12 protein-coding genes are annotated in these 14,980 nt (G+C 61.4%); 4 read left to right on the forward strand and 8 right to left on the reverse strand.

Annotation, left to right across the window (positions count from 1 at the left end):
- Positions 1-211: 211 nt before the first annotated feature.
- Positions 212-1,114, reverse strand: a complete 903-nt coding sequence (locus JN756_RS31705; RefSeq protein ID WP_026140405.1) for a homocysteine S-methyltransferase family protein — start codon at positions 1,112-1,114, stop codon at positions 212-214.
- Positions 1,115-1,228: 114 nt separating this feature from the next.
- On the opposite strand from JN756_RS31705, the gene JN756_RS31710 reads away from it, so the two are divergent.
- On the forward strand, positions 1,229-2,050 hold the full coding sequence (locus JN756_RS31710; protein ID WP_017850025.1) for an ABC transporter substrate-binding protein: 822 nt from the start codon (positions 1,229-1,231) through the stop codon (positions 2,048-2,050).
- Entirely contained in the window at positions 2,047-2,877 is an 831-nt protein-coding gene (locus tag JN756_RS31715) for an amino acid ABC transporter permease (RefSeq protein WP_057005205.1), read from the forward strand. The genes JN756_RS31710 and JN756_RS31715 overlap by 4 nt, the downstream gene beginning before the upstream one ends.
- Before the next feature lie 4 nt (positions 2,878-2,881).
- On the opposite strand, the gene JN756_RS31720 is transcribed toward JN756_RS31715, so the two are convergent.
- Positions 2,882-3,163 (reverse strand): helix-turn-helix domain-containing protein, encoded by a 282-nt coding sequence (locus tag JN756_RS31720; protein ID WP_017850027.1) that lies wholly within the window; start codon positions 3,161-3,163, stop codon positions 2,882-2,884.
- Positions 3,160-4,500 carry a type II toxin-antitoxin system HipA family toxin gene (locus JN756_RS31725; RefSeq protein ID WP_128192118.1) on the reverse strand — a complete coding sequence of 447 codons (1,341 nt, stop codon included), beginning with the start codon at positions 4,498-4,500 and terminating at the stop codon, positions 3,160-3,162. The genes JN756_RS31720 and JN756_RS31725 overlap by 4 nt, the downstream gene beginning before the upstream one ends.
- 293 nt (positions 4,501-4,793) lie before the next feature.
- Here JN756_RS31725 and JN756_RS31730 point away from each other — a divergent pair, with 293 nt between their 5' ends.
- Entirely contained in the window at positions 4,794-6,086 is a 1,293-nt protein-coding gene (locus JN756_RS31730) for an autotransporter outer membrane beta-barrel domain-containing protein (RefSeq protein ID WP_026140406.1), read from the forward strand.
- A gap of 91 nt (positions 6,087-6,177) precedes the next feature.
- Here JN756_RS31730 and oadA read toward each other — a convergent pair whose 3' ends face one another.
- Both oadA and JN756_RS31740 read right to left on the reverse strand, forming a co-directional pair.
- Positions 6,178-7,986, reverse strand: a complete 1,809-nt coding sequence (gene oadA / locus JN756_RS31735) for a sodium-extruding oxaloacetate decarboxylase subunit alpha (protein WP_046381604.1) — start codon at positions 7,984-7,986, stop codon at positions 6,178-6,180.
- A gap of 11 nt (positions 7,987-7,997) precedes the next feature.
- Positions 7,998-9,413, reverse strand: a complete 1,416-nt coding sequence (locus tag JN756_RS31740) for an acetyl-CoA carboxylase biotin carboxylase subunit (RefSeq protein WP_003213442.1) — start codon at positions 9,411-9,413, stop codon at positions 7,998-8,000.
- A 196-nt stretch (positions 9,414-9,609) separates the two neighbouring features.
- On the opposite strand from JN756_RS31740, the gene JN756_RS31745 reads away from it, so the two are divergent.
- Positions 9,610-10,584, forward strand: a complete 975-nt coding sequence (locus JN756_RS31745; protein ID WP_017850031.1) for a LysR family transcriptional regulator — start codon at positions 9,610-9,612, stop codon at positions 10,582-10,584.
- Here the strand turns inward: JN756_RS31745 and JN756_RS31750 are convergent.
- From JN756_RS31750 to JN756_RS31760, 3 genes are all read right to left on the reverse strand, one after another.
- A complete protein-coding gene (locus JN756_RS31750) occupies positions 10,514-10,711 on the reverse strand; it encodes a PA3496 family putative envelope integrity protein (RefSeq protein WP_079444958.1) in 198 nt (65 codons plus the stop codon). The genes JN756_RS31745 and JN756_RS31750 overlap by 71 nt on opposite strands.
- Before the next feature lie 221 nt (positions 10,712-10,932).
- The gene (hexR, locus tag JN756_RS31755) at positions 10,933-11,799 is read right to left on the reverse strand and encodes a transcriptional regulator HexR (protein ID WP_017850032.1); all 867 of its coding nucleotides are present in this window, start codon (positions 11,797-11,799) and stop codon (positions 10,933-10,935) included.
- A gap of 162 nt (positions 11,800-11,961) precedes the next feature.
- Entirely contained in the window at positions 11,962-14,835 is a 2,874-nt protein-coding gene (locus JN756_RS31760) for an EAL domain-containing protein (RefSeq protein WP_017850033.1), read from the reverse strand.
- Positions 14,836-14,980 lie beyond the last annotated feature (145 nt).

Consider the following 14,980-nt stretch of genomic DNA (forward strand, 5'->3'; position numbering starts at 1 on the left):
CCTAAGCGAGGCACCGAGTGGTGGGGCAAGAGCGTTTTGCTTACTTTTGCGCTTTTCAAAAGTGAGCCGCCGTAAGGGCGGAACCCATAGCGGCCGTCATCTGAATAATGGATATGTACTCATTCCAACCCGAGCGAAGGGTCGGCCCACAGGCCGCCACGGGAGCAAGCTCCCTCCCACACTCGATCGTCAGTGCAATCCGCACTGGGTGTCAGTCGGCAAGCTGCTCGGCCAACACCGCAATATGCTCCGGTCCGATCCCGCAGCAACCGCCCAAATGGCTGGCGCCGCGCTTCTGCCAATCGGCAGCCCATTGCAGGTAGCCCGGCGGGTCGAGGTCGTCGCGCAACGGGTCGAGGCCGTCGTTGGCCGTGGCCTCCTTGGGCTGTGGCGGGAAGGCGTTGGCATAGGCGCCGATCTGGATCGCCACCCCCAGGCGCTCGAAGGTCTGGCGGGCCGCATCAATCGCCGCGCCGATCACCTCCGGCTGGCTGCAGTTGAACAACAACACCTGCACGCCCAGTTGCGCAGCCGCTTCGGCCGCCTCGGCCACCGGCTCGCCGGAACGCAGGCGCGGCACCTCGTCGGTGTCTTCGTCCTTCAGGGTAAACGACAGCCAGAACGGTTTGCCGTCCGCCGGCAGACCGGCATGAATGGCCCGCGCCTCGACGATCGAACTCTGGGTTTCTGCCAACCATAGGTCGACATAAGGCGCCAGGCCGGTCACCAGGGGCGTCAGCAGTTCGCTGACCCGGTCGGCCTCGAACAGGTCAGGCCGATACGAGCCGAACAGCGGCGGCAGGGAACCGGCCACGCGCACTGCTTGGCCGGACGCCACCACCGCGCGCCGCGCCAATTCACCGGCCAACGCCGCCAGGGCCTGGCCCTCGGCGGCAAACCGCGCTTCGCCGATATGAAACGGTACGACGGCATAGCTGTTGCTGGTGATCACGTCGGCACCGGCCTGGATGTAAGCCGCGTGTACCGCTTCCACCGCCTGCGGCGCTTCGCTCAACGCCAGCGCCGACCACTCCGGCTGTCGGAACGGCGCGCCGCGACGTTGCAGTTCGCGGCCCATGCCACCATCGAGAATTACTGTGCGTACTGCGGCCATATGCTTTTTACTCATAAGCTTATGAAAATAACTCACTATGAGAGTCGCTCTTATAACTATTTAATACGGTAAATTCGCTTCATAACAACTTCTTTTTTTATTCGGGTGCCTCTCTTGAAACTCAAACCGCTACTGGCCCTGGGCCTGACCATGCTGGCTGCCTCCACCCAAGCCTTCGGCGGTGCAACCCTGGACCGGGTTGAGCAAAACCACGAATTGGTCGGCGTGCTGATGGAAAGCTATCCGCCTTTCTCGTTCCTCAACGAGCAGAACCAGCTCGACGGTTTCGACGTCGACGTGGCCAAGGCCGTCGCGCAAAAACTCGGGGTCAAACTGCGCCTGGAAACCCCGTCCTGGGACGTGATCGCCGCCGGCCGCTGGAGCGGGCGCTACGACATCTGCATCTGCTCGATGACCCCAAGCAAGGCCCGCGCCGAAGTGTTCGACTTCCCCGTGGAGTACTACGCCTCGCCTGCGGTGATCGTGGTCAATGCCAAGGATGAGCGCATCCACGGCGCCAAGGACCTGAGCGGCAAGAAAGTCGGCCTCACCAGCGCCTCCAGCTACGAGAGCTACCTGAACAAAAACCTGGTGATCGAAGGCGCCGAAGACACCCAACTGCAGTACCCGTTCGAGAACGTGCAGATTGCCCCCTACGACACCGACAACGTGGCCTTCCAGGACCTGGGCCTGGGCGCCGGCGTGCGCCTGGATGCGATCCTCACCAACCTGGTCACCGCCCAACCGCGCCTGAGCCAGGACAAGCGCTTCAAGCTGGCCGGCGAAGCGCTGTACGCCGAGCCCAACTCGGTGGCCATCGAAAAAGGCGACCCGCAGTGGGACAGCAAAGTGCGTGAAGTCTTCGCGCAGTTGAAACAGGACGGCACCTTGAGCAAGCTGTCGCAAAAATGGATCGGCGCCGACATCAGCCAATGACCGCGTTCCCCACCCCACCCAAACCACCGATCAGCGCGTCGCGGCTACAACGATTCTTCGGTTTTCGCACGCGCCTGTACCTGACCTGGGCCGCGCTGTTCTGCCTGTTCGCCAGCTTCTTCCTGAGCTTTGACCTGAAGTTCTCGATCATCCTCGACAAGCTGCCCAATCTGGTCGGCGTGCATCTGGCGCCCAACGGGTTTCTGCAAGGCGCGGCGCTGACGGTGTTCCTGTGCCTGTGCTCGATCGTGGCGTCATCGATACTGGGCTTTATCACCGCCCTGGGGCGCCTGTCGAAAAGCGCGGTGGCCTTTGGCGTCGCGAGTTTCTATGCCTCATTCTTCCGTGGCACACCGCTGCTGATCCAGATCCTGCTGATCTATCTGGGCCTGCCGCAACTGGGCCTGGTGCCGGGGGCCATCGTCGCCGGGATCATCGCGCTGTCGCTGAACTACGGCGCCTACCTGAGCGAAATCTTCCGCGCCGGCATCCTCGGCGTGCCCCACGGCCAACGGGAAGCCGCCCTGGCCCTGGGCATGCGCGACAGTGCGATCTTCTGGCACGTCACCCTGCCCCAGGCCATGCGTACCATCGTCCCGCCCGCCACCAACCAGTTCATCTCGATGCTCAAGGACTCCTCCCTGATCTCGGTGATGGGCGTGTGGGAAGTGATGTTCCTCGCGCAATCCTACGGCCGCTCCAGCTATCGCTACATCGAAATGCTCACCACGGCGGCGATCATCTACTGGGTGATGTCCCTCGGCCTGGAACTGATCCAGGCGCGCATGGAGCGGCATTACGGCAAGGGGTATGTGCGACGGGGGTGAGGACTCAGTCATCCCACTCGCGACGCACCTTGACCACGCCCATCTGTAAGCCAAAGGGGCGGAACACGGCGTTCAGCGATTTCAGGGTTTGATTGCCCTCGCCGTGTTCGATATGCACCAGGGTACGCACGGAAATCTTGCACATCTTGGCGAACTGGCTTTGGTGCAGGCCAGTGACTTCGGTGCGCAGGCGGCGCACGGCTTCGCCAATTGCAAGGGAACCGTCAGCCAGCCCCTGTTCGACACGTTCGATTAACAGGGCGCGGGCATCCAGGGTAATGGTCATTTCAGCCCCCATTGCTTCAGACGCATGTCCAGTTTCCCCAACGGGACGCTGGGGTGGTTCAAGGTGACCGCTGGCAAACCGCCTGCAGCCAAGATGTCCGGCAGAGCTCGCAAGTGTTCGGCGTCTTGTCGCAGCCGCTCAAAACTTTGCTCAGGGTCAATAATCTCGGCCAGTGCATCGCAGACCCCTCGCCAATTGATATCACCTGCCACTTCCAGCGCTTTGGGCCACTTGGTCGTTCGGGTAACGCCCTCGGCATCCATCACCATGGGGGCCAAGTCATAAATCGGCGCCAGACGCAGAGAGTCGGTACCTCGGATGATCGACATATTTCGCCCGTGGTTATCCGAGTTACCCAACACCTTGTTCAACAGGTCTCGGCGTAGGTACTCCGCAACCAGATCGGCAACCTGCTCTTCTTGCCCAACCGCGCGCCATTGATTCACCAGCAGTCTGATCACCTCAAGATGATCCATGTAACTGCCAGGCGTCGTCACTCCCGCCAAGGAATAAATCGACTCAACGGCCAATCGTTCGACACCGGCGTTACTGACCTTGCGATCAAAGCGGTGCATCCAAAGGCTCGGCTTAGTGGCCTCTTCCAATGCTAGCCCTTCGGCACCCACCGCCTCTATTCCCAGGGCCTGAAGAGCTCTGTAGTAGTGATACTCACTTCTCAGGATGTCTTGATCATTCTGGGTCGCCTGGTTACGTGCGAACTTGATAAACCAATGTTGGGTAACCTCGGCATCGTTCAGGGTAGCGTCCGGGTACAGCAAACCATCAGCATTCTGCGTCATCAACAGTTTCGGAGCCTCACCGCCCGCGCCCGTTGCCCCGCCGATTGCCGCGCCTTGTTCATAGGCATATTCCAGAAAGCTGTTATCGCGGTTGATCACTTCCCGACGAGGGAAACCAATCGGTGCGGTACCGTCCAGTACCTGCACGGATTCCTTGACCCGCATATGGCCAATGGGGGCCGGCGTACTGCGACCCAGTAGAAACAAATCGGCACTGACGCCCTCCGGCTTCTCATGGCCGATACGTTTCATCAAAGAACGTTTGGCGGCCCCTGCCGGTGCAATATCGTGCAAAAAAGCAGGCGCTTTCTTGAGAACCGCAACATCCCACTCCAGTGGAAACCGCGCACTGACAGATTTGGAAAAAGGCAATCGGACAGCGTCCAGGTTATCGACTAGATAATCCTGTCGATAATGAAACCTGCAAGGTCCATCAAAACCCTTTTCAGGCTCCGAGAACTCCAACCGCATAGCGTCACGCCAATGACCAGCGGTGAAAATCTGCAGTATCAAAGAGTAGGTCGTTTCCATCTGCATTTAAGTGCACCTGGCAAGCAATGTTCGGGACGCGTACTGCAATATAGTGCATTTCCTGCTCAGCAGATGACCAGATTTACGCATTAAAATGCATTTGTATCGCCAGAATTAATCTAAAAATGCATTTTAATGCAAATGAGATGGCCATTTATCCTGTCGCGGACAAAGCCCGATGCGTTTTTAATCGCACCGCACTACAGACAACTCCCGCAAACCAGGGGTCGATAGCCTGACAGTTATCGCCCCGCCATCTCGCTAAATTTCCGGCCTCATTCATCAGAGGTTGGGATCACATGCCCTTTACACCCCCACGATTTGCACTTGTCATGGCGCTTGCGATCAGCGCCGCCAGCCTTCAACACGCCCAGGCGCGGGGCGATATCGAATACCGGCCGTACCATTTCCAACCCTATGAGGCGCTTGATAATGAGTGGGCCGACGCAGCGTCTGAAAAAGCCGAACCCATCGACGGCTACCTCACTCAGCGCGCCACCACGCACAATGGCCTGCAGCTCGCCAAGGCCCTGGAACCTGCGCTGGTTCAGTTGCTGGAGTCCGGCGAACTGACCTCCGAACAGATCAAAGCCCTGGAAAAATTCGCCGACGCGCTGGACAAGCAGCCCGGCGGCATCGGCGCGGCCCTTGAGCAATTGGCCGCCAGCCAGAACGCCAACCTCGCCGCCGCGACCCAGAACACCACGCAGCAACTGAGCAGCCAACTGTTGTCGATCCTGCGCACCCTGCCCGCCGACGACGCTGGCCACTTCTGGGTGCAAAGCCTGGGCAACGACGGCACGCTCGACAAAAAAGGCGGCAGCGCCGGTCTGAAACATGGTACCCAAGGCCTGTTGCTGGGGGCCGATTGGGCGCTGGACCACGCCTGGCGTGTCGGCGTGATGGGCGCCAAATCCAGCAGCCACCTCGACGCCGCGCGTTTTTCCGCCGACCTCGACAGCTGGCACCTGGGCAGCTATGCCGTGCGGCAGGACGGCCCGTTGGCCCTGCGCCTGGGAGCGATCTACAGTAGCCATGACGGGCAGAACAAGCGCAGCGTCAAGTTGCTCGATTACACCGAGCAGCTCAGGGCCAATTACAACGCCAACAGCCAAACCGTCTTCTCCGAAATGGGCTACCAATTGGGCACTGCGGATTTGAGCGTGGAACCCTTCGCCGGCCTCGGTTACCAGCGCTATCACCGCGACGGCTTCAAGGAGCGGGGTGGCCTGACCGCGCTGAACGTCGGCTCGCAAAACCAACAGAACCTGAGCAGCACCTTCGGTCTTCGCCTGGCGTCGCTGTATCGGTTCGATAACCAGATGAGCCTGGCCCCCCACCTCAGCGCCAGTTGGAAACACCTGTACGGCGACGTCGACAGCCGGGTCAGCCAATCCTTTCGCGCTGCGCCGGGGCTGATTGACAGCTTCACTGTCCAGGGCACGTCGCTGGACCGCGACAGCCTGAACGTCCGAGCCGGCCTGGACCTCGCGCTCTCGCCGCAACACACCGTGGGCCTGACCTACGCCAGCGAAACAGGCAACCATAGCCGCAACCAGGGCCTGATGGGCCAATGGCAAATGCGGTTCTGAGCCCACGCTGCGCGCGCCGGCCAAATTACGGGCGAAAAAAAAGGGGAGCACCTGCTCCCCCGAGGATTAAACGGTAGTGTCGAAGGCTGGATCAGCCTTCGATTTCAATCAGGATTTCGCCAGGGTTCACCCGGTCGCCCTTGGCTACATGAACGGCGGTCACCTTGCCAGCAATCGCGGCCTGCACTTCGGTTTCCATCTTCATCGCTTCGGTGATCAGCACCGCCTGGCCGGCCTTGACGACGTCGCCTGGCTTGACCAGCACGTCGACGATATTGCCCGGCATCGTGGTGCTCACATGGCCTGGCTCGGTGGCTTGCTTGCGCTTGCTGCCGCCACCGCCGACGAACTCGTTGAGCGGTTCGAACACCACTTCTTCGGGCATGCCGTCGATGGACAGGTAGAAGTGACGCTTGCCTTCAGCTTTCACGCCAACACCGGTGATGTCGACGCGGTAGCTTTCGCCGTGGACGTCGATGACGAACTCGGTCGGTACGCCTTCGCCACCCGCACGGGCCACGCCGCCGGCTTCCGGGATCGGCAGCAACACTTCCGGAGTCAGGGTGCCGGCGTCGCGTTCTTCGAGGAACTTGCGGCCAATGTCCGGGAACATGGCGTAGGTCAGCACGTCTTCTTCAGATTTGGCCAACGCACCGATTTCGCCGCGCAGCTTGTTCATTTCCGGCTTGAGCAGGTCGGCCGGGCGCACGTCGATCACGTCTTCGCTGCCGATGGCCTGGCGACGCAGTTGCCCGTTCACCGTGCCCGGCGCTTTGCCGTAGCCGCCTTGCAGGTAGAGCTTCACTTCGTTGGTGATGGTCTTGTAGCGCTCGCCGGCCAGCACGTTGAAGAACGCCTGGGTGCCGACGATCTGCGAGGTCGGGGTGACCAGCGGCGGGAAGCCCAAGTCTTCACGCACCCGCGGAATTTCAGCCAGCACTTCGCCCATGCGGTTGAGTGCGCCCTGCTCTTTGAGCTGGTTGGCCAGGTTGGAAATCATCCCGCCCGGCACTTGGTTGACTTGCACGCGCGTGTCGACCGCGGTGAATTCGCTTTCGAACTGGTGATACTTCTTACGCACGGCGTAGAAGTACAGGCCGATTTCCTGCAGCAGTTCCAGGTCGAGGCCGGTGTCGAATTCGCTGCCTTTAAGGGCGGCGACCATCGACTCGGTGCCCGGGTGGCTGGTGCCCCAAGCGAAGCTGGAGATCGCGGTATCGATGTGCTCGGCACCGTTTTCGATGGCCTTGAGTTGGCACATCGCAGCCAAACCCGCCGTGTCATGCGAGTGGATGAACACCGGCAGGCTCTGCTCGGCTTTCAGTGCCTTGACCAGCTCGCCGGTGGCGTATGGCGTGAGCAGGCCGGCCATGTCCTTGATCGCCACCGAGTCGCAGCCCATGGACTCCATTTGCTTGGCCTGGGCCACAAACGCGTCGATGGTGTGTACCGGGCTGGTGGTGTAGGCGATGGTGCCCTGGGCGTGTTTGCCGGCGGCCTTGACCGCTTCGATGGCCACGCGCAGGTTACGCACGTCGTTCATCGCGTCGAAGATCCGGAACACGTCGATACCGTTGACGGCGGCCTTGGCGACGAAGGCTTTGACCACGTCGTCGCTGTAGTGGCGATAGCCCAACAGGTTCTGGCCGCGCAGCAGCATTTGCAGGCGGGTGTTAGGCAACGCAGCGCGCAATTTGCGCAGACGCTCCCACGGGTCTTCTTTCAAAAAGCGCACGCAGGCGTCGAAGGTCGCGCCGCCCCAGACTTCCAGGGACCAGTAGCCGACTTTGTCGAGCTTGTCGCAGATCGGCAGCATGTCGTCAGTACGCATGCGGGTGGCCAGCAACGATTGGTGAGCGTCGCGCAGGATGGTGTCGGTGACAAAGATCTTCTTGCTCATTGTTATATTCCTCACAGGCCTGCGTGGGCGGCGATGGCGGCGGCGATGGCCAGGGCCAGCTCTTCGGGTTTGCGCTTGATCGAGTAGTTGGTCAGCTCAGGGTGGCTTTCCACGAAACTGGTGTTGAACTGGCCGCTGCGGAATTCCGGGTTGCGCAGGATTTCCTGGTAGTAGGCGGCGGTGGTCTTCACGCCTTGCAGGCGCATGTCATCCAGGGCACGCAGGCCGCGGTCCATGGCTTCTTCCCAGGTCAACGCCCACACCACCAGTTTCAGGCACATGGAATCGTAGAACGGCGGGATGGTGTAGCCGGTGTAGATCGCCGTGTCGGTACGCACGCCGGGGCCGCCGGGCGCGTAATAGCGGGTGATCTTGCCGAAGCTGGGCAGGAAGTTGTTCTTCGGGTCTTCAGCGTTGATCCGGAACTGCAACGCAAAACCACGGTGCTGGATGTCTTCCTGCTTCACCGAGAGCGGCAGGCCCGAGGCGATGCGGATCTGCTCGCGAACGATGTCGATCCCGGTGATTTCTTCGGTGATCGTGTGTTCCACCTGCACCCGGGTGTTCATCTCCATGAAGTACACCTCGCCCTCGGCGAGCAGGAACTCCACGGTGCCAGCGTTTTCGTAACCCACGGCCTTGGCTGCGCGCACCGACAGGTCGCCGATGTAGGCGCGCTGTTCAGGGGTCAGTTGCGGGCTCGGGGCGATTTCGATGAGCTTCTGGTTACGGCGCTGGATCGAGCAATCGCGCTCGAACAGATGCACCACGTTGCCAAAGCTGTCACCGAGGATCTGCGCTTCGATGTGCTTGGGGTTGACGATGCATTTTTCCAGGAACACTTCCGCCGAACCGAAGGCCTTGGTGGCTTCGGAGATCACGCGGGGGAAGGCTTGTTCGAGTTCTTCACGGCTGTTGCAACGACGAATGCCGCGACCGCCGCCACCGGAGGTGGCCTTGAGCATCACCGGGTAACCGATGCGGTCGCCTTCGGTGAGGGCTTCGGCGATGTCGGCGACGTTGCCTTCGGTGCCGGGGGTGACCGGTACGCCGGCCTTGATCATGCTGCGGCGCGCTTCGGTCTTGTCGCCCATGCGGCGAATCACTTCCGCGGATGGGCCGATGAATTTAATCCCACGTTCGGCGCAAATGTCCGCCAGTTCCGCGTTTTCCGAGAGGAAACCGTAACCGGGATGCAACGCATCGCAACCGGTTTCCACGGCCAGGTTCACCAGCTTGCGCGGGTTCAGGTAACCGGCAAGGGGCTCGGCCCCGATGCTGTGGGCCTCGTCGGCACGCTTGACGTGCAACGCGTGGCGGTCGGCGTCGGAATAGACCGCGACCGAGCGAATGCCCATCTCGGCGCAGGCACGCACGATTCGCACGGCAATTTCACCACGGTTGGCGATCAGGATCTTTTTTATCACTTGGAAATTCCCTTGAGCCGATTGCTGCGTTCTTCGACCCGCTAGACTCGGGTCGGCGCGTGACTAAATGTTTCAAGCCAGTCGCGAGGCACACACTAAGCCTGCTGAGGGATTAACAAAAATCAATAATTATTGGGTCATGCATAAGTAAAGACTTATAGTTTGCGGACCGGACGCCGCCAAGAGGCTTGAAAAAATGCGTAAGTCATTGATGAGACTGACATTACGTCAACTTCAGATCTTCAATGAGGTGTGTGATTTGCGCTCCTACAGCCGGGCGGCCGAGGAAATGTCCCTCACCCAGCCGGCCGTCAGCCTGCAAATTCGTCAGCTGGAAGAGCTGATCGGCCAGCCGTTGTTCGACTACGTCGGTAAGAAACTTTACATGACCGAGGCGGCCGAAGCGCTGCAACGGGCCAGCCGCGATATTTTCGGACGCCTGGAAAACCTCGATATGCAGCTGTCGGACATGCAGGGCTCGCTGCAAGGCCAACTGAAACTGGCGGTGGAGTCCAGCGCCAAGTACTTCGTGCCGCACCTGTTTGCCGCGTTCAAGCGCCAGCATCCGGAGGTGCAATTGCATCTGACGGTGGTCAACCGCGCCCAGGTGATCCGCCGGCTGTCGGACAACCGTGACGACTTGGTGATCATGTCCATGGTGCCCCAGGACATGGGCCTCGAATTCCTGCCGTTCCTCAACAACCCGATCGTCGCCGTGGCGCTGCCCGACCACCCCTTGAGCCAGCAAGGAGCGCTGCGCCTGCGCGACCTGGAGCCTTACACGCTGTTACTGCGCGAACCGGGTTCCGGCACGCGGCTGGCTTGCGAGGAGTACTTCAAGGAAAAACGCGTTCACTTCAGCCAGACGGTGGAAGTCGCCTCGGCCGAGGCGCAGCGTGAATGCGTGTTGGCCGGGTTGGGCGTGGCCTTGTTGACACGCCACGCCCTGAACCTGGAACTGGCCACCGGCGGGCTCAAGGAGCTGCCGGTGGAAGAGCTGCCGCTGTACCGCAGTTGGTGCCTGGTGCAGGCCAAGGCCAAGCGCCTGTCACCGGTGGCCCATGCGTTCCTGGGCTTTATCCGCAGCGAGCGGGTGCAGATCAGCGCGCTGGCTGAGCGCTTCGCTGGGCAGCCGCGGGTGCCTGCCAGTGCAGTTCCGGGTAGTCCGTGATGCTTTGCAGCAATTGGCGTTGATCACAGCGGTCTTCGATTGCGCGACGGAACGCCATGCGGCGCTGGTCTTCCTGCTGACGACGGGTCTTGACGGAGCTGTTGCTATCTTCGTAGGGCCGGGCCATTTGGAGTCTCCCAATGCGAGTGCGGGGAGTTCAGAATGGGCGCGAGGGATGACGGTTTGGCGGCGCGGGGATGACAGGACGATGAATCTTCTGGACAGGTGAGACATGCACATGTGGGAGGGGGCTTGCTCCCGATGGCAGAGTGCCAGTCGATGCATCTGCGACTGAACCACCGCTATCGGGAGCAAGCCCCCTCCCACATTTGGATCGCTGTATCGCGCTCAGTCGTCGAGGGCTTTGACGGACTTGGGCGACAGACGAAGGCTGCGCAGGCTGCGCTTGACGCTCTTGAGGTGGTTGACCAGGCTCGGCCCGCGCGCCATGGCCACGCCCATCGCCAGCACGTCGATCACCACCAGGTGGGCGATGCGCGAGGTCAACGGGGTGTAGATTTCGGTGTCTTCGTGGACATCGATCGCCAGGTTGACCGTGGACAGTTCCGCCAACGGCGTCTGGCTCGGGCACAGGGTGATCAGCGTGGCGCCGCTTTCACGTACCAGGTTGGCGGTGATCAGCAAGTCCTTGGAGCGGCCGGACTGGGAAATACAGATGGCCACGTCGGTCGGCTTCAACGTCACGGCCGACATCGCCTGCATGTGCGGGTCGCTGTAGGCCGCCGCCGTAAGCAGCAGTCGGAAGAATTTGTGCTGGGCATCGGCCGCCACCGCACCCGACGCGCCAAACCCGTAGAACTCGACACGCTGGGCCTGGGACATCGCCGTCACGGCCTTTTGCAGCGCCACCGGGTCGAGCTTCTCGCGCACTTCCATCAGGGTGTGCAGCGTGGTGTCGAAGATCTTGAGGCTGTAGTCGGCGACGGAATCGTCTTCGTGAATCGCAAACTGCCCGAAGCTCGCGCCGGCGGCCAGGCTTTGGGCCAGCTTGAGTTTCAGGTCCTGGAAGCCGGAACAACCGATGGCACGACAGAAGCGCACGATGGTCGGCTCACTGATGCCCACGCTGTGGGCCAGGTCGGCCATGGAACTGTGCATTACGGCCGCAGGGTCAAGCAGCACGTGGTCGGCAACCTTGAGTTCCGATTTGCGTAACAGGTGGCGCGACTGGGCGATATGTTGCAACAGGTTCAAAGGACAGGACTCTTGTTATTGGCAGACGCCAGGGATGTAGCAAGCTTGTAGTTATACTACAAGAATTGCCGTTTTGCCCGTCCGATGCATCACTAAATCGCCCTGCTGCCCTTTGAATCTAAGGGCAGCCAAGTTGTAGCCACAAAGGCTGAAGGCACGTCTCTAGGAAAAATCCGCATTCTTCCGTAACAAATCTGCCAGCCCTTCGGCCTTCATCGGCCGGCTGATCAAGTAGCCCTGCACCTCATCGCAACGCTCCCGGCGCAGGAAATCCAGCTGCTGCTGATCTTCCACGCCTTCGGCCACCACCTTGAGCGCCAAACCGTGGGCCATGGCGATGATCGCACGGGTAATGGCCGCGTCTTCCCGCCCCTGGCCGAGGCCGCGGATGAAGGTCTGGTCGATCTTCACGTAGTCCACGGGAATGCGCTTGAGGTAACTGAGAGACGAATAGCCGGTGCCAAAATCGTCGATGGCCAACTTCACCCCCAGATCGCGCAGTTGCTGGAAGGTGGCGATGATGTGCTCGACACTGTCGAGCAGCTGGCTTTCGGTCAGCTCCAGCTCCAGGTATTGCGGGTCCAGGCCGGTTTCTTCCAGCACCTGGCGCACCAGGCTGACCAGCTTGCCTTGACGCAGTTGATGCACCGACAGGTTCACCGACACGCGTATCGGCGCCAGCCCCTGACGCTGCCACTCACAAGCCTGCCAGCAGGCCTGGCGCAGGACGAATTCACCCAACGGCACGATCAGGCCGGTTTCTTCGGCCAGGCCGATGAAGTCGCTTGGCGGCACCGTGCCCCACTGCGGATGCTCCCAACGAATCAACGCCTCGGCGGCGTTCAGTTTGCCGCTAGCCAGGCACAATTTCGGTTGGTAGAACACCGACAGCTGGCGCTCGTCGATGGCCTTGCGCAGCTGGTTTTCCAGCTGCAAACGCTCCAGGGTGCTGGCTTGCAGACTGTCGGTGTAGAACTGGAAATTATTCCCACCCAGGTGTTTGGCGTGTTGCATGGCCATGTTCGCCTGGCTAACCAACGCCGAAATTTCCCGCGCATTATCCGGAAGCAGGCTGACGCCCATCGAGGCGCTGACCACCAATTCATGCCCTTCCACCGTCACCGGCACGCGCAACTTGGCCAGCAGGCGCGTGGCCACCCGCGCCAGGCTTGAGAGGTTGCCGTAGGCATCGAAAAGCACGGCGAACTCATCCCCGGACAAACGCGCGATGGTGTCGGCCTCGGGCAGGGCATTGATCAAACGTCGCGCCATTTTTTGCAGCAATTGGTCGGCGACATCATGGCCCAGGCTGTCGTTGAGCAACTTGAAACGGTCCAGGTTGATATGCAGCAACGCCAGGCTGCGCCCGCCCTGGCGCACCCGCTGATGCGCTTCGCGCAGCCGCTCGCGAAACAGCGAGCGGTTGGCCAGGCCGGTCAATTCGTCATAGTGCGTGAGGTAGCGCATGCGCTCCTCGGATTCACGCCGCGCCGAGAGATCGGCGAAGAAGCCTACGATATGACTGACGTTTCCTCGAATATCGCGCACCACGTTCAGTTGCAGCCACTGCGGGTACAGTTCGCCGTTCTTGCGCGTTTCCACCAGCTCGCCCTGCCAGGTACCGTGACTGAGCAGCGCCTGGCGGATCAGCGGAAAGTGCCGCCGAGCGTCGCGGCTGCACGGCAACTCCACCACATTGCGCCCGAGCATGTCGTCGATATCAAAGCCGGTGACGCGACTGAAGGCCTGGTTGACGGCGAGCAGCGCGTAGTCCGGGTCCAGGATCACAATACCTTCGCTGGCCGCTTCGAATACGGTCGAGGCCAGGCGTTGCTGTTCCTCCAGCGCCTTGCTTGCGCTGATGTCGCGGCGCGTGCCGAGCATGCGCGTCACGCGACCGCTGGGCGCACGCTCCACGGCGCGGCCGCGGTCTTCGATCCACACCCAGTGGCCATCGCCATGGCGCACCCGGTATTCCACCAGATAGTCCTCGCTGCGGCCCTTGAGATGCTCCACCAGGGCACGCTTGAGCAGCGGCAAGTCGTCGGGGTGCAGGCGCGGCTTGAGGTGGCTGAGCATCGCCGTGACGAACTCGGGCTCCAGGCCGAACAGTTCCTTGAGCTGGGTGTGGTGGACTTCGTCGGTTTGCAGGTTCCAGTCCCACAGGCCCAGTTCGCTGGCTTGCAGAGCCATCGCCAGGCGCGCTTCGCTTTTATTCAGGGCCAGGCTGGCGGCGTCCAGTTCCTGGCTGCGTTGCGCCACGCGGTCCTGCAGGCCGATTTGCGCTTCGCGCAGTTCCTGCTCGACCTGGCGGCGTTGCTCGACTTCGCGCACCAGTTCCTGATTCAACTGTTCACTGCGCTGCTGTGCCTGTTGCAGATGCTCGATCAGCGCCTGGTTCTGAAAGCGCCGCAACAGCCCGTGCTGGATCAGGCGGTTGACCTGCCACGCCACCACACTCAAGGACGCCAGCAGGATCAGGCCGAGCACACCCCAACCCTGTTGCTGCGCGGCGCCGTTCCAGAAGAGATAGACAATGGCCGGCACCAGGCACGGCAGCGCGAATGACAGGAACGCCGGCAGGCTCACCGCATAGGCGACGCTGGCGGACAACGTCGCCGCACCGATCAGGCCGAACACCCAGGCTTGCTGCGTAAAGCTGTCCGCCGGCACCAGGGCGATGGCGGCGATGGCCAGGGTCAGGCCGCTGACCGCCGAGCCGAGCATGAACATGCGCCGCCAGATCGGTTGGGCCTGGCGGCTGGGCATCGCCGAGTCGAAGGCGGCCACCTGGATCACGCGCAGCGCGACCAGCGCCAGCAGCCAGACCAGCCAGATGCTGTCGAGCAGGTAATGTTTGGGGTTCCAGATCAACCAGGCGCAGACCAGGCCGTTGACCAGCATCAATAAGGTCGGCAGCAGCGAACCCTGGTAGAGCAGACGCGTGCGTTCGACCGCCATCTCGGTAGCGTAGTGTTTTCGGATAACCTGCGCGGGCGCCGCCATGGGGCTAAACAGGTCGGTGCTGAGGGTCATAGGCAGTGTTCTTATAATGGTGAGCCCGAAACGTCGACGGAGCATACACAAGCAAGCGCTCGGGCCAAACTGCTGCGCGTCATAAAAACCAGCGAGGCGTACCGCGCAAACCTCGGGGCCAGACGGCTTGAGCGAGACGCGGCGC

Origin of the sequence: Pseudomonas sp. Y39-6, from assembly GCF_023651955.1 — a bacterium.
Taxonomy (GTDB): Bacteria; Pseudomonadota; Gammaproteobacteria; order Pseudomonadales; family Pseudomonadaceae; genus Aquipseudomonas; species Aquipseudomonas veronii.

Excerpts from the sequence above, each read along its gene's own strand:
- JN756_RS31705 (WP_026140405.1), bottom strand. The coding sequence starts at position 1,114 with ATGGCCGCAGTACGCACAGTAATTCTCGATGGTGGCATGGGCCGCGAA.
- JN756_RS31715 (WP_057005205.1), top strand. The coding sequence starts at position 2,047 with ATGACCGCGTTCCCCACCCCACCCAAACCACCGATCAGCGCGTCGCGG.
- JN756_RS31720 (WP_017850027.1), bottom strand. The coding sequence starts at position 3,163 with ATGACCATTACCCTGGATGCCCGCGCCCTGTTAATCGAACGTGTCGAA.
- JN756_RS31725 (WP_128192118.1), bottom strand. The coding sequence starts at position 4,500 with ATGCAGATGGAAACGACCTACTCTTTGATACTGCAGATTTTCACCGCT.
- JN756_RS31730 (WP_026140406.1), top strand. The coding sequence starts at position 4,794 with ATGCCCTTTACACCCCCACGATTTGCACTTGTCATGGCGCTTGCGATC.
- oadA (WP_046381604.1), bottom strand. The coding sequence starts at position 7,986 with ATGAGCAAGAAGATCTTTGTCACCGACACCATCCTGCGCGACGCTCAC.
- JN756_RS31745 (WP_017850031.1), top strand. The coding sequence starts at position 9,610 with ATGCGTAAGTCATTGATGAGACTGACATTACGTCAACTTCAGATCTTC.
- JN756_RS31750 (WP_079444958.1), bottom strand. The coding sequence starts at position 10,711 with ATGGCCCGGCCCTACGAAGATAGCAACAGCTCCGTCAAGACCCGTCGT.
- JN756_RS31760 (WP_017850033.1), bottom strand. The coding sequence starts at position 14,835 with ATGACCCTCAGCACCGACCTGTTTAGCCCCATGGCGGCGCCCGCGCAG.